This is a genomic window from Acidovorax sp. NO-1, from assembly GCF_000238595.1.
Lineage (GTDB): Bacteria > Pseudomonadota > Gammaproteobacteria > Burkholderiales > Burkholderiaceae_C > Acidovorax.
Genome location: NZ_AGTS01000078.1, coordinates 94389 through 116449, shown reverse-complemented (window position 1 = coordinate 116449; position 22061 = coordinate 94389). Strand labels below are relative to the sequence as shown.

At 65.4% G+C, this 22061-nt stretch carries 16 protein-coding genes; 8 read left to right on the top strand and 8 right to left on the bottom strand.

What is annotated here, in order from left to right; translation table 11 throughout:
• Positions 1-3: 3 nt before the first annotated feature.
• The 4 genes from ureC to KYG_RS11385 form a co-directional block, all read right to left on the bottom strand.
• Positions 4-1749 (bottom strand): urease subunit alpha, encoded by a 1746-nt coding sequence (gene ureC, locus KYG_RS11400; protein WP_008905053.1) that lies wholly within the window; start codon positions 1747-1749, stop codon positions 4-6.
• Between the two features lie 89 nt (positions 1750-1838).
• Positions 1839-2144, bottom strand: coding sequence for an urease subunit beta (locus KYG_RS11395; protein WP_008905052.1), 306 nt, complete (start codon positions 2142-2144; stop codon positions 1839-1841).
• A 19-nt stretch (positions 2145-2163) separates the two neighbouring features.
• On the bottom strand, positions 2164-2349 hold the full coding sequence (locus tag KYG_RS11390) for a hypothetical protein (RefSeq protein ID WP_008905051.1): 186 nt from the start codon (positions 2347-2349) through the stop codon (positions 2164-2166).
• Between the two features lie 26 nt (positions 2350-2375).
• Complete coding sequence (locus KYG_RS11385) at positions 2376-2678, bottom strand: urease subunit gamma (RefSeq protein ID WP_008905050.1); 303 nt, start codon at positions 2676-2678, stop codon at positions 2376-2378.
• A 429-nt stretch (positions 2679-3107) separates the two neighbouring features.
• Between KYG_RS11385 and KYG_RS11380 the strand changes: the two genes are divergently transcribed.
• The 3 genes from KYG_RS11380 to KYG_RS11370 all read left to right on the top strand — a co-directional run bounded on the left by KYG_RS11380 (position 3108) and on the right by KYG_RS11370 (position 8865).
• On the top strand, positions 3108-6731 hold the full coding sequence (locus KYG_RS11380) for an ATP-binding protein (protein WP_034694342.1): 3624 nt from the start codon (positions 3108-3110) through the stop codon (positions 6729-6731).
• Positions 6731-7801, top strand: coding sequence for a response regulator (locus KYG_RS11375; RefSeq protein WP_008905048.1), 1071 nt, complete (start codon positions 6731-6733; stop codon positions 7799-7801). The genes KYG_RS11380 and KYG_RS11375 overlap by 1 nt, the downstream gene beginning before the upstream one ends.
• 125 nt (positions 7802-7926) lie before the next feature.
• Positions 7927-8865, top strand: a complete 939-nt coding sequence (locus KYG_RS11370) for a DMT family transporter (RefSeq protein ID WP_008905047.1) — start codon at positions 7927-7929, stop codon at positions 8863-8865.
• An 85-nt stretch (positions 8866-8950) separates the two neighbouring features.
• On the opposite strand, the gene KYG_RS11365 is transcribed toward KYG_RS11370, so the two are convergent.
• Positions 8951-9637: a DUF3334 family protein gene (locus KYG_RS11365; protein ID WP_008905046.1), complete on the bottom strand. Its 687-nt coding sequence runs from the start codon at positions 9635-9637 to the stop codon at positions 8951-8953.
• Positions 9638-9966: 329 nt separating this feature from the next.
• On the opposite strand from KYG_RS11365, the gene KYG_RS11360 reads away from it, so the two are divergent.
• Positions 9967-11028: a sensor domain-containing diguanylate cyclase gene (locus KYG_RS11360; protein ID WP_008905045.1), complete on the top strand. Its 1062-nt coding sequence runs from the start codon at positions 9967-9969 to the stop codon at positions 11026-11028.
• A gap of 15 nt (positions 11029-11043) precedes the next feature.
• Here the strand turns inward: KYG_RS11360 and KYG_RS11355 are convergent, their stop codons facing one another.
• The 3 genes from KYG_RS11355 to KYG_RS11345 form a co-directional block, all read right to left on the bottom strand.
• Positions 11044-12345 carry a UDP-N-acetylglucosamine 1-carboxyvinyltransferase gene (locus KYG_RS11355; RefSeq protein WP_008905044.1) on the bottom strand — a complete coding sequence of 434 codons (1302 nt, stop codon included), beginning with the start codon at positions 12343-12345 and terminating at the stop codon, positions 11044-11046.
• A 798-nt stretch (positions 12346-13143) separates the two neighbouring features.
• Positions 13144-13602, bottom strand: coding sequence for a (2Fe-2S)-binding protein (locus KYG_RS11350; protein WP_008905043.1), 459 nt, complete (start codon positions 13600-13602; stop codon positions 13144-13146).
• A 19-nt stretch (positions 13603-13621) separates the two neighbouring features.
• Entirely contained in the window at positions 13622-15892 is a 2271-nt protein-coding gene (locus tag KYG_RS11345) for a xanthine dehydrogenase family protein molybdopterin-binding subunit (protein WP_008905042.1), read from the bottom strand.
• A gap of 349 nt (positions 15893-16241) precedes the next feature.
• Here KYG_RS11345 and urtA point away from each other — a divergent pair, with 349 nt between their 5' ends.
• The 4 genes from urtA (at position 16242) to urtD (ending at position 21286) form a co-directional block, all read left to right on the top strand.
• Positions 16242-17513 (top strand): urea ABC transporter substrate-binding protein, encoded by a 1272-nt coding sequence (gene urtA, locus KYG_RS11340; RefSeq protein WP_008905041.1) that lies wholly within the window; start codon positions 16242-16244, stop codon positions 17511-17513.
• 159 nt (positions 17514-17672) lie between these two features.
• Positions 17673-19253, top strand: a complete 1581-nt coding sequence (urtB, locus tag KYG_RS11335; protein ID WP_008905040.1) for an urea ABC transporter permease subunit UrtB — start codon at positions 17673-17675, stop codon at positions 19251-19253.
• 21 nt (positions 19254-19274) lie between these two features.
• Complete coding sequence (gene urtC, locus KYG_RS11330; protein ID WP_034694225.1) at positions 19275-20414, top strand: urea ABC transporter permease subunit UrtC; 1140 nt, start codon at positions 19275-19277, stop codon at positions 20412-20414.
• A complete protein-coding gene (gene urtD / locus KYG_RS11325; RefSeq protein ID WP_008905038.1) occupies positions 20411-21286 on the top strand; it encodes an urea ABC transporter ATP-binding protein UrtD in 876 nt (291 codons plus the stop codon). Before urtC ends, urtD begins: the two co-directional genes overlap by 4 nt.
• Positions 21287-22061: the final 775 nt, after the last annotated feature.

The window sequence follows — 22061 nt, the reverse complement described above, 5'->3', positions numbered from 1 at the left end:
ACCTCAGAACAAAAAGTAGCGCTGCGCCATGGGCAGCACGGTGGCGGGCTCGCAAGTGAGCAGCTGCCCATCTGCGCGCACAGAGTAGGTCTGCGCGTCGATTTCCATCTTGGGCGTGTAGCTGTTGTGCACCATGTGCTGTTTGCGCACGCCCCGGATGTTGTGCACGGCGCTCAGCGTTTTGCGCAGGCCGAAGCGCTCAACGATGCCCGCCGCCAAACCTGCCTGCGAGACAAAGGTGAGGGAGGTTTTGGCAATCGCTCCGCCAAATGCGCCAAACATCGGCCGGTAGTGCACGGGCTGGGGTGTGGGGATGGAGGCATTGGGGTCGCCCATCGCAGCCATGGCGATCATGCCGCCCTTGAGGATGAGCGCAGGCTTCACGCCAAAGAACGCGGGCTTCCAGATCACGATGTCGGCCCACTTGCCCACTTCGAGCGAACCCACCTCGTGGCTGATGCCGTGGGCAATGGCGGGGTTGATGGTGTACTTGGCCACGTAGCGCTTGATGCGCGTGTTGTCGTTGCGGGCACTGTCGCCTTGCAGGCTGCCGCGCTGCACCTTCATCTTGTGCGCGGTCTGCCAGGTGCGCAGGATGACCTCGCCCACACGTCCCATGGCCTGGCTGTCACTCGACATCATGCTGATGGCGCCCAGGTCGTGCAGGATGTCCTCGGCGGCGATCGTCTCCTTGCGGATGCGGCTTTCGGCAAAAGCCAGGTCTTCGGCTATCGATGCATCGAGGTGGTGGCACACCATGAGCATGTCCACATGCTCGTCGAGCGTGTTGTGCGTGTAGGGCATGGTGGGGTTGGTGGACGATGGCAAAAAGTTGTCTTCACCCACCACGCGCAGGATGTCCGGCGCGTGGCCGCCGCCCGCGCCTTCGGTATGAAAGGCGCAGATGCCGCGCCCGCCCACGGCGGCAATGGTGTTCTCCACAAAGCCCGATTCGTTGAGCGTGTCGCTGTGGATGGCCACCTGCGTGTCGGTGGCTTCGGCCACGTCCAGGCAGTTGCTGATGGCGCTGGGCGTGGTGCCCCAGTCTTCGTGTAGCTTCAGGCCAATGGCACCTGCGCTGATCTGCTCGTGCAGCGCATCCGGCAGGCTGGCGTTGCCTTTGCCGAGGAAACCCAGGTTCATCGGGAAGGCATCGGCGGCCTGCAGCATGCGCTCCATGTGGAAGGCGCCGGGGGTGCAGGTGGTGGCCAGGGTGCCGGTGGCGGGGCCGGTGCCGCCGCCGAGCATGGTGGTGATGCCGCTGGCCAGCGCCTCTTCGATTTGCTGCGGGCAGATGAAATGGATATGGCTGTCGATGCCGCCTGCGGTGACGATGTTGCCTTCGCAGCTGATGACCTCGGTGCCGGGGCCGATGATGATGTCCACGCCGGGCTGGGTGTCGGGGTTGCCCGCTTTGCCGATGGCCGCGATGCGGCCGTTCTTGAGGCCGATGTCGGCCTTGATGATGCCCGTGTGGTCAATGATGAGCGCGTTGGTCAGCACGGTGTCGACCGCGCCACCTGCTGCGGGGCCCGAGCCTGCCGCGCCGTCACGGCTGCGTTGGGACTGCGCCATGCCGTCGCGAATGGTCTTGCCGCCGCCAAACTTCACCTCTTCGCCATAGCTGCCTGCGCGCAGGGTGTAGTCGGCTTCGACTTCGAGAATGAGTTCGGTGTCGGCCAGGCGCACGCGGTCGCCCACGGTGGGGCCGAACATTTCGGCGTAGGCGCGTCGTCCAATGGTTGCCATGGGTGTGCTCCGCGAGAACTGAGAACTATGTTTTTGATAGCTGCTAGCGCTTATCCAATAAGCGCTATAGGCTGTTTTGGCTTAAATTTTTACAGCGCGCCGTGTACCAGGCCCTGAAAGCCGTACACCCGGCGCTCGCCCGCGTAGTCCACCAGCTCCACCGTGCGTTCCTGGCCGGGCTCAAAACGCACAGCCGTGCCGGACGCAATGTTCAGCCGCATGCCGCGTGCGGCTGCGCGGTCAAAACCCAGGGCGTTGTTGGTCTCGGCAAAGTGGTAGTGCGAGCCCACCTGGATGGGGCGGTCGCCCGTGTTGCGCACCACCAGCGTGAGGGTGCGACGACCGGTGTTGAGCGGGTGCTCTCCGCTGTCGGTCAGCAGTTCACCTGGAATCATGTGGTTCTCCCGGGTGAGGTCACTTGCGGCCTTGCCATATAGCCAGGGCGACCACCAGGCCCATGGCGACAAAGCCCCACAGATCGGTGGCGTGCCAGTGGCTGCCGTGCGGGCTGTGGCCATCATGGGCCCATGCGCTGCCTGCGCATACCCAGAGGGCGCAAGCCGTGATGAATCGGTTGGGGTGGGCGGTGGTGCGCGGCATGAGGAAGGGTCCTGTGAGAGGGCTGATCAAAGAATGGGTTGGTGCACGGTGACGAGCTTGGTGCCGTCGGGGAAGGTGGCTTCCACCTGAATGTCCGGGATCATCTCGGCGATGCCGTCCATCACGTCCGCGCGGGTCAGCACGCTGCGGCCCTCGCTCATCAATTGCGCCACGGTCTTGCCGTCGCGCGCGCCTTCCATCACGGCGGCACTGATCAGGGCCACGGCCTCGGGGTAGTTGAGCTTGAGGCCCCGGGCCTTGCGACGCTCTGCCAGCAGGGCGGCCGTAAAGATCAGTAGCTTGTCTTTTTCGCGAGGAGTCAATTCCATGTCGTTTCACTCAATGCTGGGGTCAATGGCTCGCGCGACCGCAGGGGCGGCCGAACGCGAGGGGTCAGTTCCATATCGTTTTACTCAATGCTGGTGTCATCGACTCGCGCGGCCACAAAGCGTGTCGAACGCGAGGAGTCAGTTCCGTTTCGTCTCATGCCTGTCTGCATTCAAAAAACACAGATCCGTTCACGCTGAGCTTGTCGAAGCGCCGCGCGAGGCTTCGGCACGCTCAGCCCGAACGGGTCTTGTTGATCGACCACGAAGTCGGTACTACTCCAGGGTGTACCGGGAAATCTGCTTGAGGCCGTTTCATCATAGGCAGCAAGCCCCGTGCCCGCCATACGTCATCTGGCGCAGGGCCGTGCTCGCTGGCGTGCGCAGTGGCATGGAAACTGCACCTGCAGTGCTTGTTGTCATCCCATGCCCATGCCACTTTCCACTGCGCCCCTTGCTCCCGCCGATGCTGCGCCGGTGCAGCCGTCGGGGCAGGACGTAGATGCGCAGGCCCCCCAGCAGGTCGTCAAGGTGCGCCGCGACTACAACAGCTGGGTAGCCACCGAGACCATGGAGGACTACGCGCTGCGCTACACGCCCCAGCGCTTTCGCAAATGGTCTGAATGGCGTGTGGCCAACACGGCGTTTGGTGCGGCCTCCTTCCTGATCCTGGAGGCTGTGGGTGCCACGCTGCTGGTGCAGTACGGCTTCATCAACGCCTTCTGGGCCATCGTGGCCACGGGGCTCATCATCTTTCTGGCGGGGCTGCCCATCAGCGTGTATGCGGCGCGCTACGGGGTGGACATGGACCTGCTCACGCGCGGCGCGGGGTTTGGCTACATCGGCTCCACGCTCACCTCGCTGATCTACGCCAGCTTCACCTTCATTTTCTTCGCGCTGGAGGCCGCCGTGATGGCCTATGCGCTGGAGCTGGCGCTCGACATCCCGCCCACCTGGGGCTATCTGATCTGCGCCGTGGTGGTGGTTCCGCTGGTCACGCACGGCGTGTCGGCCATCAGCCGCCTGCAGGTGTGGACACAGCCGCTGTGGCTGGTGATGCTGGTGGTGCCGTTTGCCTATGTGCTGCTGCGCGATCCTGGTGCGTTTGCGGGAGTGATGCACTACGGTGGTGAATCGGGGCGCCATACGAGTTTTCAGTTGCCCTTGTTTGGTGCGGCGCTCACGGTGGGCATTGCACTCATCACCCAGATGGGGGAGCAGGCCGACTACCTGCGTTTCATGCCCGCATCCACCCCCGCCACGCGCGGGCGCTGGTGGCTGGGCGTGCTGGTGGGCGGGCCGGGCTGGGTGGTGCTGGGGGTGCTCAAGATGCTGGGCGGCGCGCTGCTGGCCTGGCTGGCCATCTCCCACATGGTGCCGGTGGACCGCGCGGTGGACCCCAACCAGATGTACCTGGTGGCGTACGAGTATGTGTTCCCGCATTACGGCTGGGCGGTGGCGGCCACGGCGCTGTTCGTGGTGGTCTCGCAGATGAAGATCAACGTGACCAATGCCTATGCGGGGTCGCTGGCGTGGTCCAATTTCTTCTCGCGCCTCACGCACAGCCACCCGGGGCGCGTGGTGTGGGTGGTGTTCAACACACTCATCGCCTTCATGCTGATGGAGATGAACGTGTTCCGCGCCATGGGCGAGGTGCTGGGGCTGTACTCCAACATCGCCATCGCCTGGATCATGGCCGTGGTGGCCGACCTCGTCATCAACAAGCCGCTGGGCCTGTCGCCCAAGGGCATCGAGTTCAAGCGCGCGCACCTGTACGACATCAACCCCGTCGGTGTGGGGTCGATGGCGCTGGCGTCCATCGTGTCCATCAGCGCGCACCTGGGGTTTTTTGGCCCGCTGCCGCAGGCGTTCTCGGCCGTGATCGCGATGGCCGTGGCGTTTGTGGCCGTACCGCTGATTGCCTGGGCCACGCGGGGCAAGTACTACATCGCACGGCAGAGCGAGCCGGTGGCTGTGCCCATGCAAGGCCCCGTACCATGCGGTCGGGCTTCAGACATAGGCAGCTACCAGCGCCTCACGGTGCACCGCTGCGTGATCTGCGAGCGCGAATACGAGGCGCCCGACATGGCGCAGTGCCCCGCCTACCGGGGCGCCATCTGCTCGCTGTGCTGCACGCTGGACGCGCGCTGTGGCGACCTGTGTAAACCCCATGCGACCATGGCCGTGCAGTGGTCTGCCGCGCTGCGGTGGGTGCTGCCGCGTGCCGTCTGGCGCTACCTTGACACGGGCCTCGGCCACTTCCTGCTGCTGATGCTGGTGATTGCGCCGCTGCTCGCGGCCGTGATGGGGCTGCTCTACCACCAGGAGCTGAACACGATTGCCCAGGCCATGACGGACACCGAAGTGGCAGCGGCCCCCGAGGTGGCGTTGCGCTCCGGCTTGCTCAAGGCCTATCTTGCGCTGCTGGTCATCTCGGGCATCGTGGCCTGGTGGCTGGTGCTGGCGCACAAAAGTCGCCAGGTCGCCCAGGAGGAATCGAACCGGCAGACGGGCCTCTTGGTGCGCGAGATCGACCTGCACCGCCAGACCGACGAGGCCCTGCAGACTGCGCGCAGCGTGGCCGAGCAGGCGCGCCAGGTGGCCGAAGAAGCCAAGCGCGCCGCCGACCAGGCCAACCAGGCCAAGAGCCGCTACATCAGCGCCATCAGCCACGAGATCCGCACGCCGCTGAACTCCATTCTGGGCTACGCGCAGCTGATGGGAGAAGACGCAGGCGTGCCCCCGCACCGCAAGCAGGCCGTGCACGTGATCCGGCGCGGAGGTGAACATTTGTTGTCGCTCATCGAAGGCACGCTGGACATCGCGCGCATCGAGTCCGGCAAGCTCACACTGGATGTAGCGCCCATGCGCTTTGCCGACGGGCTGCACGAGATGGCAAGCCTGTTCGAGCTGCAGGCTGCCGCCAAGGGCTTGGCGTTCACGTTCGATGTGTTGGGGGTGATCCCGGAGGTGGTGCGCGCCGACGACAAGCGCCTGCGCCAGATCCTCATCAACCTGCTGGGTAACGCCGTCAAGTTCACCGCGCACGGCACCGTCACGCTGCGCGTGCGCTATGCGCGCGAGATGGCACGCATCGAGGTGCAGGACACCGGGCCGGGCCTGACCGCCGACGAGATCGAACGCATCTTCGAGCCGTTTACGCGCGGTGGATCGGGCGGTAACGGGTCCGCCGCAGCCCCTGGCGCAGGGCTGGGCCTGACCATTGCCAAGATGCTCACGGCACTGATGGGCGGGGAGCTGACGGTGACCAGCACGCCGGGCGCGGGCTCGGTGTTTCACGTCAAGCTCTTCTTGCCCGAGGTGCATGCCGACGCTTTGGGTAAAACCGCCCCGCCGCCCGCCGCATTGGCTGCCCTTGCACAGCGCGCCCGCAAGGGCTACGCAGGCGAGCGCCGCCGCATCCTGGTGGTGGACAACGAAGAGCCCGACCGCGAACTGCTGGTGCAACTGCTCGAACCCCTGGGGTTTGAGTTGCGCCAGGCGGCCAGCGGGCACGACGCGCTGGACCTGCTGGCCACCGGCTACCGGCCTCACGCGATCTTCATGGACCTGGCCATGCCGGGCATTGATGGGTGGGAGACGCTGCGGCGCGTGCGGCAGATGCATTTGCCTGAGGTCCACAGCGCCATCGTGTCTGCGAATGCCTTTGATAAAGCATTGGACAACGACGTGAACATCCGCCCCGAGGACTTCATCGTCAAGCCCGTGCGCCACAGTGAGCTGCTGGGCTGGCTGGAGCGCCGTCTTGGCCTGCAATGGTTGTATGAAGAGCCACCCGCCGCACACTTGCCCGGCGCACCTCAAGCCACTGCGGCGCCCGCCACTCCCGCACCGCTGACCTACCCCGACGCCGCCGCACTCGCGGCGCTGGCGCAGGTGGTGGCGCTGGGCTATTACCGTGGCATCCTCAACACCCTGGACGACATCGAGCGCAGCCAGCCCGCGCACAGCGCTTTTGTGGGCACCATGCGGCAGCTGGCCAAGCAGTTCCAGTTCGATGCCATGGGCCAGATCCTGGAGCAGGCCCCCTCTTGATGACCACCGCCAACCCATCTTCCTTGCACGCGCCTGCAGCGCCCGGTGCAGCGTTGGACCGCACCGACAGCGACGTGGTGCTGATCGTGGACGACGTGCCGGACAACCTGGCCGTGCTGCATGACGCGCTCGACGAATCCGGCTACACCGTGCTGGTGGCCACGCATGGCGAGGCCGCCTTGTTGCGCGCCGCGCAGGCCCTGCCCGACATTATTTTGCTCGACGCGATGATGCCCGGCATGGATGGGTTTGAAGTTGCACGGCGGCTCAAGGCCAACCCCGCCACCGCGCACATCCCCATCATCTTCATGACCGGGCTGACGGAGACCGAGCACCTGGTGGCCGCGCTGGAGGCCGGCGGCATCGACTACGTCACCAAGCCCATCAAGCCGCGCGAGGTGATGGCCCGCATGGGCGTGCACCTGGGCGCAGCCCGCAAGGCCCGCCAGGACGCGCGCCAGGCGCGCGAGGCGCGCAATGCACTCGATGCGTTTGGCTACGCCAGCATCACCGTGCGTGCGTCGGACGGCCGCATCGTGTGGCAGACCCCGCTGGCGCGCGAGCTGCTGCAAAGCTACTTTGGCGAGGTGGGGTCCGATGGCGCGCCCACCGCATTTGGCCAATGGGCGCCCGAGCCCGTGCAGGCCTGGCTGCGCCGCCACGTGCTGGCCGACAACGCCGCCGAGCTGCTGGCTGCATCGCTGGCCGAGCCTCCCCGCCTGGCCGTGGAGCAGGGCGCGCGCCGCCTCACCTTCCGCCTGCACCAGCAGGCAGGCGACAGCGAGGGCGGCGGTGACTGGCTGCTGGTGATGCGCGAGGTGTCCGACGCCAAGATCATCGAATCCATGAGCCTGTCGTTCAAGCTCACAGCACGCGAGGCCGAGGTGCTGTACTGGGTGGTCAAGGGCAAGATCAACCGCGACATCGGCGACATTCTGGGTGCCAGCCCCGCCACGGTGAAGAAGCACCTGGAGCGCGTGTTTGCCAAGCTGGGGGTGGAGACGCGCACTGCGGCGGCGGGAATGGCGATGAACCGTATCCGGCAGTTGCACCCGCAGTTTGAGGGGTAGGCGGCTGCGCGTGCGGAGCCGGGCGCATGACGGCATGCCCGCCTGCGCGGCGGGCCGGCAGCCTGTCTGGCGGTGTGTGGTGGCGCGGGATCGGGTGTGCTGTGGCGATTTGCTACGCTCAGCCCATGTCCGCATCTCCCTCTGTTGCTGCGCGCGGGGCCTTCCTGCGCGGGCTGTACCGGCGCCCGGCGCTGCTGCTGGTGGTCACCACCCTTATCTGGGGTAGCAATGCGGTGGCGGCGCGCCTGGCCGTGGGCCATGTTTCTCCGATGATGCTCACCACGGCGCGCTGGGGCATTGCTTGTATCGCGCTGTGGTTTGTGGCGCGCCAGCAGGTGGCACAGCAGTTGCCGGCGCTGCGCGGCCGCTGGATGTATCTGGCGCTGATGGGCGTGAGCGGGTTCACCGCTTTCAACGCGCTGTTCTATGCAGCGGCACACCACACCACGGCCGTCAACCTTTCGCTGATACAGGGAATGATCCCCGTGCTGGTGTTGCTGGGCGGTGTGATGTTTTTCGGGTTGCGGGTCACCGCTCTGCAGATGGTGGGTGTTGTCATCACGCTGGCGGGCGTGGCGGTGGTGGCCTCGCGCGGCTCCTGGGCTGCGCTGGCAGCGCTGGACATCAACCTGGGCGACGCCTGGATCTTGCTGGCCTCGCTGCTGTACGCCGGCTACACGCTGGGGCTGCGCTCCCGGCCTGCGGTGCCGCCGCTGGTTTTTTTCTCGGCCGTGGCGGGTGTTGCGGCACTGGCATCTTTGCCGCTGCTGGCGGCCGAAGTGCTGTCGGGGCGCTTTTTCTGGCCTACGCCGTGGGGCTGGGCCATTCTGGTCTACATCGGTCTGCTGCCATCGTTTGTCTCGCAGATCCTCTTCATCCGCGCTGTGGAAATGATCGGCCCCGCACGCGCCAGCGTGTTCCTCAACCTCAACCCTGTCTTTGGCCCCGCACTGGCCGTGGGCGTGCTGGGCGAGCCGGTGGGCTGGTACCACGCCGTGGCACTGGCAATGGTGCTCGGCGGCATCTGGATCGCGGAGCGGCTGGGCACGCGGCGCCCGGTTTGAGGGCTGCCGAACCGCATGGTTTCAGGTATTTTTGGCCGCTTGCGCTTGCCAGTAAAGCGCCAGAAGCTATTATTTTGATAGCTATTTACATCCCCAGCGACTTGAGCAGCGCATCGGTATCGTCCTGCCCCGCAGGCGGTGGCGCAGGCACCGGGGGCGCGGCCTGCGACTGGGCCATCAGCGCGTCGGGGTCGGGTGCTTCCTGCGCTTCAAAGTCATAGAGCTTGATGAACTCGGTGCGGTCGATGGCGAGTTCCAGGTAGAAGATGTTGTTGTTGCTGGTGTAGAAGGTCACGCGCCGGGCTTCGGGCTTGTCAAGGTTGGCGTCCACGCTCAGCTGCACCTGCTTGTTCAGCACCAGCATCTTGGGCTGGTTCTGGGTGATGTGGGTCTGCAGCTCGCGCCGCACCTTGCCGGTGAAGTCGCCCACCACCTGGTTCATCAGCTCGCCCATCACGTTGCTGACCTCGTCCGAGGTGTACGAGCTGACCAGGTCGTCCTTGGACATGCCCATGTTCAGCAGGTAGTTGGCATACAGCTCCATCGCCGCCTGGCCCGAGAAGTTGATGATCACCAGCCCCGAGAAGCCGCCGTCAAACAGCACAAAGCAGCCGATGTCGGGCTTCAGGCAGGTCTTGCTGATGCGCTGCACCATGCCGGAGTAGTGGATCTGGCTGTGGGTGGCCACGCCCAGCACGCGGGTGACGGAGTTGCACAGGCTGATCAGCAGGTCTTCGGTGCCGTAGACGGTGGATTTTTCGGGGGTACTCATGGTGCGTTCAGGAGATGATGGTGGCAGGTTGACGTGGTGCAGAGCATAGGCGAAGGCGCCGAGACCGGCCAGCGTGCTTTCCCGTGCCGTTACCGACGTGTCGCCCACAGTGCGTGGGAGGCTGAGAGGGAAGCCGTCGATTGACAAGGAGGCGCGTGGGCGTATCGTGCCAGGGAGGCGGCAGAGGTGGTGCCAGGCGCATCCATCACCGTGGGCAGGACGGGTGCGACATGGCAGGGGGCCACGTTGCCATGGCTTTGGGCGGCGGTGGCCTTTGCCACCACTGGGGGCTTTCAACAGGGCGGGGCTGACACAAGGTGCCAATGGCGATGGGCGACACTGAAAAAGACCTGAACAAGGACCGTCTGGCACTGGTGCTTGAAGCCGCCGGTCTTGATCTTTGGGAGAACGACCTGGTCACTGGCCAGGTCACGTACAAGGCGACCAAGACCTTCCGGGAGCTGGGCTTTGCCGAGGACGAAATGGCGTCCGGCCTGGAGGATATCTTTGCCCTGTTTCATCCCGGTGATCTCGAAAGGGTCCGGCAGGCGGTGGCCGACCATGTGGCGGGCGCCACGCCGCAGTACCGCGCCGAGTTCCGGCTGCGCTCCAAGGCGGGCGAGTGGATCTGGTTTGCCAACTACGGCCGCATCATGGACCGCAACACGGACACGCCGGGCAAGCGCCTGATCGGCGTGACGTTCAATATCCACGACCGCAAGCAGCAGGAAGACGAGATCGCGCAGATCAACCGGCAGCTGGTGGAGCAAAACCAGCTGCTGCAGGAACTGAATGCGGCGCTGGAACTGCTGGCCGCCCATGATGCGCTGACCGGCCTGTCGAACCGGCGCACCCTTATGAACCTGGGCGCGAACGAGTGCAAACGCTCCGAGCGGTTTGGGCACCCGGTGTCCGTGCTGGTGGTGGACATCGACCTCTTCAAGGCCGTCAACGACGCGTGGGGCCATCTGGCAGGCGACCGCGTGATCTGCGCCGTGGCCAGTGCCTGTGCAGCGCGCAAGCGCAGCGGCGTGGACATCGTGGCGCGGTTTGGCGGGGAAGAGTTCGTCATCGTGCTGCCCGAGACCGGGGGCACCAGCGCGCTGCATGTGGCCGAGACGCTGCGGCGCGAGATCGCCGCAATGCGAGTGCCCGTGAACGACGCAGGCGCATGCGTTTCCGTCACCGTGAGCATTGGCGTAGCCACGCTGCAGCAGGGCTGCAGCTATGACTTTGAAGCGCTGATCAACCGCGCCGACACGGCCCTCTACCGTGCCAAGGGCACGGGGCGCAATGCCGTGTACTGCGCCGATGCGCCGCCGGGTGTGCCCGCTGCAGTGCACGTGCTCAGTGAGCCAGACAATGGCGTGGGCGGCGGCCTCACGGCGTGAGGCGCGCAGGCCCGCTCATTCCTCGCTCGTCCACTCCACCTGCACGCCCAGGCTGCGCAGGTTCTCCACAAAGTGCGGGTGGGCGCGGCGGATGGGTGCGGCGTTGCGGATCTCCGAGCGCCCGGGCGTGCTCGCCGCCACCATGAAGAGCGCAATCGCCACGCGGATGATGTAGGGGCTCTCCACCACCGCTGGCGTGAGCGCATTGCCGCCAAAGGTGACCAGCCGGTGCGGGTCGGACTGGAACACATGCGCGCCGAATTTGGACAGCTCGCCCGCCCAGCCCAGGGCGCCGTCGTACACCTTGTTCCAGAACAGCGCATTGCCTTCGGCCCGCACACCCAGGGCGATGAAGATGGGCAGCAGGTCCACCGGAAAGTACGGCCAGGGCGCCGCCTCCACCTTGGTCAGCACGTTGCTGGTGAACGGCGTCTGCACCTTGAGGGGCCCCGCGCAGTGCGCGCGCGACCAGCCGTCCTCGTGCGCGATCGTGACGCCGAACTTGGCAAACGTGCGGTCGATGAGCGGAAAGTTCTCGGGTGCGCTGTTCTTCACCACCACGTCGCCCCCCGTGATCGCACCTAAGGCGAGGAAGGTGGTGATCTCGTGAAAATCTTCGTCAAAGCGGAACTCGCCACCGCGCAGGGTGGTGCCGCCGTGCACCGTGATGCGCGACGTGCCCATGCCCTCGATGCGCACGCCGATCATGGTCATGAAGCGGCAGAACTCCTGCACGTGGGGCTCCGACGCGGCGTTCGTCAGCACCGACGTGCCCTCGGCCGTGGCGGCGCACAGCACGAAGTTCTCGGTGGTGGTGACCGATGCGTAGTCCAGCCAGTGGTGGTTGGCCTGCAGCCTGCCGTCGCAGCGGATCAGCAGCGAGCCCTCGGCCCGCTCCACGCGGCCACCAAAGCGGTAGAACACCTCCACATGCGGATCGATCTCGCGCACGCCCAGCGTGCAGCCCTTGACGTTGTCCTCCAGCCGCGCCACGCCAAAGCGCGCCAGCAGGGGCGGCACCAGCATGATGGACGAGCGCATCTCCTCGGGCAGGCGGTGGTGGGCTGCGTCAAACGTGGTGGCGTGGTGGTGCAACTCCAGCGTGCCGGTGGTGTGGTCCATCTGCACATCGCTGCCCAGCGTGCGGAAGATGTCGAGGATCTTGCGCACATCGGTGATGTCGGGCACGCCCAGCAGCCTGAGTGGCTCGTTGGTGAGCAGCGTGGCGCAGAGCACGGGCAGCACGGCGTTCTTGTTGGCAGATGGCGTAATGCGGCCCTTGAGCGGGGTGCCGCCGTGGACGACGAGGTTGGACATGGGGAGGGAGGAGAAGAGGCCTGGGCGGGCGAGGGGTTGCGCGAGGTCGATACTCTAACTGGGTTGGCGTTTTGGGTACTTGCGTGCGGCCTGCCTGTGCCGAGGGCGGAGGCCGGGAGTCGCCCGGCGTGCGAGTAACTTTCTTTTGCTTCGCCAAAAGAAAGTCACCAAAGAAAAGGCGACCCCCAGTCTGCGACCCCAACGCCTTGCGGCGTTGGGGCAAACCTGCGTCGGGGCGCTTGCGGGGTGCGCCGTGGAACTCACTGCGCGCCGTTGGCGCTACGTTCGATCAGCCCCGGCGAGCTAGACAACGAGGCATGCGCGCTTCGACGCGCATGCTCACCCCGCAACCGCCCCGCCGCAGGCGCAGCCAGCAGGGGTGGGACAGCCGAACATCCGAACAGCCACACGGGCCATTGCTTCGCTCGGCCCAGTCTGCGCAGCGAGGCGCTTGCGCCCGCGCGTTTGGGGCCGAGCGCAGCGCAGCGAAGCAATGGCCCGGGTGGATGTCCGATCCCCGGGTTCCCTTCAGGATGCGCCGAGGAGCGGAGGTTTTGGCGGATCAGGGCTCGCGTCTGTTTGAGTGACGCGAAGCGGCACGAGTTTAGCGAGATCCCGCCAAAACCGAGCACCGCAGGTTGCCCGCAGCGAAGCGAAGGGACGCAGCGTGTAGGGTCGCCTTCTTTTTGGTGACTTTCTCTTGGCGAGGCAAGAGAAAGTTACTGCGCCGCCGGGCGCACACCCCGGCTCCCGCCCTTCAATTAGTCATGCAGCTCAGATCAGCGAGCGAACCAAAAATCAACCCCGCCCCTCAGCCGCCCGATGAATCGCCGCCCGAATCCTCGGATACGTCCCGCACCGACACGCATTCCCGCCCATCGCCGCATCAATGTCCGCATCGCTGGGCTTCGGGGTTTTCTTCAGTAGCGCGCAGGCCGACATCAGCTGCCCGCTCTGGCAGTAGCCGCACTGCGCCACATCCAGCACCGTCCACGCGCTGCGCAGGGCGGTGGCCTCGGGGCCTTGCAGGCCTTCAATGGTGGTGATGTCGGCGTCACCCACGGCCGACAGGGGCGTGATGCAGGCGCGCACGGGTTCGCCGTTCAGGTGCACGGTGCAGGCGCCGCACAGCGCCATGCCGCAGCCAAACTTGGTGCCGTTGAGGTGCAGCTCGCCGCGCAGCACCCACAGCAGCGGGGTGTCGGGTTCGGCGGTGACGGAGATGGCTTTGCCGTTGATGCGCAAGGTCGTGGACATGGTGGTTCCTTGAATCGATTCAGGCCAGCTTCAGCGGCAGGGCGCGCAGGCGCTGGCCGGTGAGTGCGAAAAGGGCATTGGCCACGGCGGGCGCAATGGGCGGCACGCCCGGCTCGCCCACGCCCTCGGGCGGCTCGGCGCTGTCGATGATGTGCGTTTCCACACGCGGGCAGTCGGCCATGCGCAACAGCGGCACGTCGTGAAAATTGCTTTGCTGCACCTGCCCGTCCTTCAGCGTGATCTCGCCATACAGCGCCGCCGTGAGGCCAAACACCACGCCGCTTTCCATCTGCTGCGCAATCAGGTTGGGGTTGATGGCGGCGCCGCAGTCGACAACGCACACCACGCGGTGCACGCGGATGGTTTTGTCGGCCCCCACCGACACCTCGGCCACCTGCGCCACGATGGAGCCGAACGACTGGTGCAGCGCCACGCCGCGCGCACGCTTCTCGCCCGCTGCACCCGGTGCCAGCGGTTGGCCCCAGTCCGCCAGCTCGGCCGCCTTTTGCAGCACCTTCAGATGGCGCGGGTGCTTTTGCAGCAGTGCGGCGCGAAACGCCACCGGGTCCTGCTTGGCCGCTGCTGCGGCCTCGTCCACAAAACTTTCCTTGAAAAATGCCTGGTGCGAGTGCCCGACCGAGCGCCAGAAGCCCACCGGCAGCGGCAGGTCAACGATCTCGTGCGCAAGGCGCGCATGGGGCCATTCGTAGGGCTGGTCGAACGCGCCTTCGGACGTGGTCTTGTCCGGCCCTGCGCCTGCGAGGCCAAAGGTGCGCACCAGCACCTGCGGCACGATGGCCTGGCCCACCGACACGTTGTGCCACGCCACCAGCTGGCCCTGTGCGTCAAAGCCCGCTTTGAAGCGGGCCATGCAGGCCGGGCGGTAGAAGTCGTGCTGCGTGTCCTGCTCGCGGCTCCACAGCGTTTGCACCGGCGCACCACCCGCCGCCTTGGCAATGGCGGCGGCCTGGGCCACGTAGTCGGCCTCCAGCCGGCGGCCAAAGCCGCCACCCAGCAGCAGCTGGTGCACGGTCACTTTTTCATCGTCGATGCCCAGCGCCTTGGCCGCCGCGCGGCGCGCCAGGCCCGGCACCTGGGTGGATGTCCACACGGTGGCAGCGCCGTCTTTGAACTGCACTGTGCAGTTGATCGGCTCCAGCGCGGCGTGGGCCAGGTAGGGCGCGCGGTAGTCGGCGGTGATGGTGGTCGCAGCGCCTTGCATGGCCGCGTCCACATCGCCCGCGCTGTGGTAGCCAAAGCCCTTGGCTTCGTCCAGCGCCTGGGCCAGCCGCGCCATCACGGTATCGCTCGACAAGGTGGCGGCGGGGCCGTGGTCCCATTCCACGGTGATGGCCGCAGCGGCCTTTTTGGCGTGCCAGGGCGTGTCAGCAATCACCGCCACTCCGCCCGTGCCGCCGTGGTAGGGCGCCACTTCCACTACGTGCTTCACGCCGGGCAGCTTCTGGGCGGCGGCCGCGTCAAAGCGGGCCACCTTGCCACCGCGCGTGGGGCACATCACGAGGCTAGCGTGCAGCAGGCCGGGCGGGTTGGCGTCGATGCCGAACACGGCCGTTCCATCGAGTTTGGACGGCGCCTCGATGCGCGTGAGCGGCTTGCCGATCAGCTTGAACTGTGCGGGTTCTTTCAGCACGACCTTGCCCGGCATTTGCTGCTGCGCGGCCAGAGCGGCCAGTTCGCCAAAGGTGGCGCGCTGCCCTGCGGTGTGTTCCACCCAGCCTGCGTTGGCCGTGCACTCGGTCGCCTGCACGCCCCACTGCGCGGCAGCGGCGCGGATCAGCATCGCACGCGCATGGGCGCCAGCTTCGCGCATGGGCAGCCACAGGTCCTTGATGCTGCTCGATCCGCCCGTCATCATCACGCCCACCTCGCGCATCGTCTTGGCGGTCAGCCAGCCCGCCACGGCCTTCATCGAGCCGTCGTTGTCGGGGTGAAAGGGCAGGCCGTCCACCACCGTGGCCAGGTTGTTGTAGATGTCGTCGATGGGCGTCATCTCGATCCGCACCTGCGCCCAGTCAGCGTCCAGCTCTTCGGCCAGGATGGCGGCCAGCCCGGTGTGTGCGCCCTGGCCCATTTCGGACTTGGCCATCATCACCGTCACGGTGTTGTCGGCCCCCACTTTGACCCAGCCGTTCAAGGCGGCCTGCCCGCTGGTCTGCGGCAGGGGGTCGGCGGGGTGCAGGCGCTGGCGCGGCGGCATCACGCCCCAGCCAATGACCAGCGCGCCCGCCGTTGCGGCGCCGCCGAGGAGCACTGTGCGTCGTTTCACCATCGTCTATTCCTTTTGGGGTGAGCGGGGGAGGGCCGTTGCTGCCCATCGTAATTCCCAGGGGCGTTTGTCCACCACCGGGATTGCCGCAGATTTTGAGTGTTTTTGGCCTCTAGCGCTTATATATCAAGCGCTATTAGCTACTAATTGCATAGCGTTTCGCCTACCCGACACAACGCGGGTGAACAGGCTCTGCGCGTTCGCGCCGGGCCGCCGTGTACGCCACCCGGCGTATTTCCGAAGCAGGCCCCGCTCTCCAGAATCCATTCCATCGCTCGATCACCCAGGGCCCTGCAAGGGACCGGCGAGCGAAGCGGTTTGATTGATTGAAACCACCACCGGAGAAGCACACATGCAACGTCGTTATTCCCTCAAGGCCCTCGCGGCCGTCGCTACGCTCGCTGGCCTGTCTGCGCTGCCAGCCCACGCCCAGGACACGATCAAGGTCGGCATCCTGCACAGCCTGTCGGGCACCATGGCCATCTCCGAAACCGTGTTGAAAGACACCGTGCTGATGGCCATCGACGAGATCAACGCCAAGGGCGGCCTGCTGGGCAAGAAGCTCGAACCCGTGGTGGTGGACCCGGCCTCCAACTGGCCCCTGTTCGCTGAAAAAACCAAGCAGCTGCTGGGCCAGGACAAGGTTTCGGTCATCTTCGGCTGCTGGACCTCGGTGTCGCGCAAGTCGGTGCTGCCCGTGGTTGAAGAAATGAACGGCCTGCTGTTCTATCCCGTGCAGTACGAAGGTGAAGAGCTGTCCAAGAACGTGTTCTACACCGGCGCCGCGCCCAACCAGCAAGCCATCCCTGCGGTGGACTACCTGATGAGCAAGGACGGCGGCTCTGCCAAGCGCTGGGTGCTGCTGGGCACCGACTACGTGTACCCCCGCACCACCAACAAGATCCTGCGCGCCTACCTCAAGTCCAAGGGCGTGAAGGATTCCGACATCGACGAGAAGTACACCCCATTCGGCCACTCTGACTACCAGACCATCGTGGCCGACATCAAGAAGTTCAGCCAGGGCGGCAAGACGGCCGTGGTGTCCACCATCAACGGCGACTCCAACGTGCCCTTCTACAAGGAATTGGGCAACGCGGGCCTGAAGGCCAAGGACGTGCCAGTCGTCGCATTCAGCGTGGGTGAAGAAGAACTGCGCGGCGTGGACACCAAGCCACTGGTCGGCCACCTGGCTGCCTGGAACTACTTCCAGTCCATCAAGAGCCCTGAAAACACTGCCTTCATGAAGAAGTGGGGCGACTACGCCAAAGCCAAGGGCATTGCGGGCCACAAGGACAAGCCGCTCACCAACGACCCGATGGAAGCCACCTACATCGGCATCAACATGTGGGCGCAAGCCGTGACCAAGGCCAAGAGCACCGACACCGACAAGGTGATTGCCGCCATGGCCGGTCAGACCTTCAAGGCACCATCGGGCATCGTGAGCAAGATGGACGAAAAGAACCACCACCTGCACAAGAGCGTGTTCATCGGCGAGATCAAGGCCGACGGCCAGTTCAACGTGGTGTGGAAGACGCCGGGCCCGGTGAAGGCCAAGCCATGGTCTCCATATATCGAAGGCAACGACAAGAAGAAGGACGAGCCGGACGGCAAGTCGAAACTCTGAGCACCCCCCTGAGGCGCTTGCGCGCCTTCACCCCCTCTCTCACGCTTGCGCGTGGGAGGGGGGACGCCGCCAGCGCGGCGGGGCGGCCCTTGCGCGGCGGCCCTCGCTCTTAGATCGCGCCTGCTCTGCGGCCCACTGCTTTTTCACACAGCCCTCGTCATGCTTGCTTCCATTTTTTCTCGCCTGATCGCCTGCCTGCTGCTGTGTGCAGCCGTGCAGGCGCACGCACTCACGGCCGAGGCGGCGCGGGCCATGGCCAGTGGCGATACCGACGAGCGCATCGCCGCGCTGCAGCAGGCCATTGCCACCCCCGACGACGCCACGCTGGCCTTTATCCGCGCCATGGGTGAAGACGCCGTCAAGATCGCAGGCGACAAGGCCATCGTCATGAAAGACGACAAGGGCTACGACCCGGTGAGTGGCGCCGAGGTGCCCGTGCCCGACGATGCCGAAGACATCGTCAACAACAACCGCATGCGGGGCGAGTTCGACGCAGCACTGGCTTCGCTGCAACTGCTGTCGCCCGATGTGGCCCAGCGCCGCACCGCCATCGACGCGCTGCGCGAAGAGACCGACGAGGCGCGTCTGCCCCTCATCGAGAAGGCCCTGGCCGCCGAGAACAACGCCGACCTGCAAGCCCGGCTCGAAGCCATCCGCGCGCGCATCCTGCTGGCCAGCAGCGACGCGTCGCAGCGCCTGAAGGCCGCGCAGTATCTGGCCACCAGCGGCAACCCCGGCACGCGCACCGTGCTGCTGGAGCAGCTGCGCAATGAACAGGATCCTCAGGTCAAAGCCGCCATCCAGGCCGCGCTGACAGCGGTGGAAGGCCGCCTGCAGTGGGGCGAAAAACTGGCCGCGCTGTTCACCGGCATCAGCCTGGGCTCCATCCTGCTGCTGGTGGCGCTGGGCCTGGCCATCACCTACGGGCTGATGGGCGTGATCAACATGGCCCACGGTGAGCTGATGATGATCGGCGCCTATGCCACCTATGTGATGCAGGGTGTGTTCCAGCGGTACTTTCCGGGTGCGTTCGACTGGTACCTGGTCGCGGCCGTGCCGGTGGCATTCATGGCGTCGGCCCTGATGGGCGCGGTGCTGGAGCGCAGCGTGATCCGCTTCTTGTATGGCCGCCCGCTGGAGACGTTGCTTGCCACCTGGGGCATCAGCCTGATGCTGCAGCAGCTGGTGCGCACCGTGTTCGGTGCGCAAAACGTGGGCGTGGAAAACCCCGCGTGGATGAGCGGCGGCGTGCAGCTCATGGAAAACCTGCAGCTGCCCTGGAACCGCGTGATCATCGTCGCCTTCGCGCTGGCGGTGCTGGCCGGTGTGGCCTTCCTCATCAGCAAAACGCGCCTTGGCCTGTTTGTGCGCGGCGTGACGCAGAACCGGCCCATTGCCTCGTGCATGGGCGTGAACACGGCTCGGGTGGATACCTATGCCTTTGCACTGGGCTCGGGCATCGCGGGTCTCGCGGGCTGCGCGCTGAGCCAGGTGGGCAACGTGGGGCCCGACCTGGGGCAGAGCTACATCGTGGACTCGTTCATGGTGGTGGTGCTGGGCGGCGTGGGTCAGCTGGCCGGCACCGTGTATGCCGCGCTGGGCCTGGGTGTGCTCAACAAGTTCCTCGAAGGCTGGACGGGCGCCGTGCTGGCCAAGATCGCCGTGCTGGTATTCATCATCATCTTCATCCAGAAGCGACCGCAGGGCATCTTTGCGGTCAAGGGGCGTACGGCCGATTGAGGCCGATAGAGACAGACTGATATGACTACGCCATCTCCTATCCAACTTCCTGCTCCGGCACCGCTGCTTACCCGCAGCGGCTGGTCAGCCTTTATCGTGGCGCTCATCGTGGTGTGCGCCGTGGCGCCCGTACTCAATCTGTGGGTGCCCGCAGGCAGCGCTTTCCACCTCAGCGACTACGCCGTGGCGCTGCTCGGCAAGATCATGTGCTACGCCATCTGCGCACTCGCCATGGACTTGATCTGGGGCTACACCGGCATCCTGAGCCTGGGCCACGGCCTGTTCTTCGCTTTGGGTGGCTATGTGATGGGCATGTACCTCATGCGCCAGATCGGCCGCGACGGCAACTACCAAAGCGACCTGCCCGACTTCATGGTGTTCCTCGACTGGAAGGAGCTGCCCTGGCACTGGGCGCTGTCCGACAGCTTTGTGGCCACCTTAATCCTCATCGTGGCGGTGCCCGGCGTGATCGCGTTTGTGTTCGGCTACTTCGCCTTCCGCTCGCGCATCAAGGGTGTGTATTTCTCCATCATCACCCAGGCCATGACCTATGCGGCCATGCTGCTGTTCTTTCGCAACGAGACGGGCTTTGGCGGGAACAACGGCTTTACCGACTTCAAGCGCATTCTGGGCATGCCACTGGCCACACAGAACATGCGCATGACGCTGTTCGTGCTCACGGGCGTGACGTTGCTGGTGTTCTTTTTGCTGGCCCGCTGGCTGGTGCGCAGCAAGTTTGGCCGCGTGCTGCAGGCGGTGCGTGATGCCGAAACGCGCGTCATGTTCTCGGGCTACTCGCCGCTGCCCTACAAGCTCACCATCTGGACCATCAGCGCCATGATGTGTGGCGTGGCGGGCGCGCTGTATGTGCCCCAGGTCGGCATCATCAACCCCGGCGAGATGAGTGCCGCCAACTCCATCGAGATCGCGGTGTGGGCTGCAGTGGGTGGCCGCGCCACGCTGATCGGGCCCATCGTGGGGGCGTTCATCGTCAATGGTGCCAAGAGCTGGCTCACCGTGACGGCGCCAGAGTTCTGGCTGTACTTTCTGGGCGCGCTGTTCATCGCCGTCACGCTGTTCCTGCCCGATGGTGTGGTGGGCCTGGTCAAGAAATTGAAGAAGAACAACAACCAAAAGAAGACCGAAGGAGCCGCGCCATGACGCCTGATCTGATGGACGAAGGCGCGCGGCGCATTCAGGCCAAGCTGGCACCTGCTGCCCTGGGCCAGACCGAATCCGGTGGCCGCACTGCAGGCTTCTCGCGCATCGCCACGCCCGGCGAGGTGGATATCACGCACGGCCGCATCCTGTATTTGGAAGACGTGAACGTGAGCTTTGACGGCTTCAAGGCCATCAACAACCTGAGCCTCGATATCGCACCCGGCGAGTTGCGCTGCATCATCGGCCCCAACGGTGCGGGCAAGACGACGATGATGGACATCATCACCGGCAAGACGCGGCCGGACAGCGGCACGGTGTATTTCGGCTCGACCATCGACCTGCTGCGCCACAACGAGCCGGAGATCGCCAGCCTGGGCATCGGCCGCAAGTTTCAGAAGCCCACGGTGTTTGAGCAGCTCAGCGTGTTTGAAAACCTGGAACTGGCCTTGAAGACGCACAAGGGTGTGACGTCGAGCATGTTCTTCCGTCTCGATTCAGCGCAGTCGGACCGGCTGGCCGAGATCCTGCACACGATTCATCTGGCGGACAGCGTGGCGCGTATGGCGGGGAATCTGAGCCATGGGCAAAAGCAGTGGCTCGAGATGGGCATGCTGCTGATGCAGGACCCCAAGTTGTTGTTGCTGGATGAGCCGGTGGCGGGGATGACAGATGAGGAAACTGCGCGCACTGCGGAGCTGTTTTTGACACTCAAGGGCAAGCACTCGCTGATGGTGGTGGAGCACGACATGTCTTTCATTCGCACCATTTCTGAGATCGTGACGGTGTTGTGCGATGGGTCTGTGCTGGCGCAGGGGACGCTGGACCAGGTGCAGGCGGATGAGCGGGTGATTGAGGTTTATTTGGGGCGGTGATATGGTGGTCTGCCGCTCTTCGCTTTGTGGTCGTGCAACTGAACCCCATCCGTTCGGGCTGAGCCTGTCGAAGCCTGGGCGCTCCCCATCCGTTCTGGCTGAGCTTGTCGAAGCTGGGGCGTGCTGGTTGAGAAAGCATGCCCGTGTTGAGGGCGGAGGCCGGGAGTCGCCCGGCATGCGAGTAACTTTCTTTCGCTTCGCCAAAAGAAAGTCACCAAAGAAAAGGCGACCCCCAGTCTGCGACCCCTTCGCTGTGCGAAGGGGCAAACCTGCGTCGGGGCGGTTGCGGGGTGCGCCGTGGAACTCGCTTTGCGCTGGCGCGCGCCGCTCGGACAACCACGGCGAGTCAGATTACGAGGCATGCGCGCTCCGACGCGCATGCTCACCCCGCAACCGCCCCGCCGCAGGCGCAGCCAGCAGGGGTGGGACAGCCGAACAGCCGAACAGTCCACACGGGCCATTGCTGCGCTCGGCCTCGCGGTCGCGGCGCGCAGCGCCTGCGCCTGCGCCATCCAGGCCGAGCGCAGCAATGGCCCGTGGGGTTGTCCGGTTGCGGGTTCCCTTCTGTGCGTGCCGAGAAGCGCAGGGCAGGGGGTGCGTGCGTGTGCCGAAGGACACACGCACTTCGTGCACTGACTCGCCGCAGTTGTCTGAACGGAGCGCGCAGCGCGCAGTGAGTTCTGCGGCGCACCCCCTGACCGAGCATCGCAGGTTGCCCGTAGCGCAGCGAAGGGACACGCACAGTAGGGTCGCCTTCTCTTTGGTGACTTTCTCT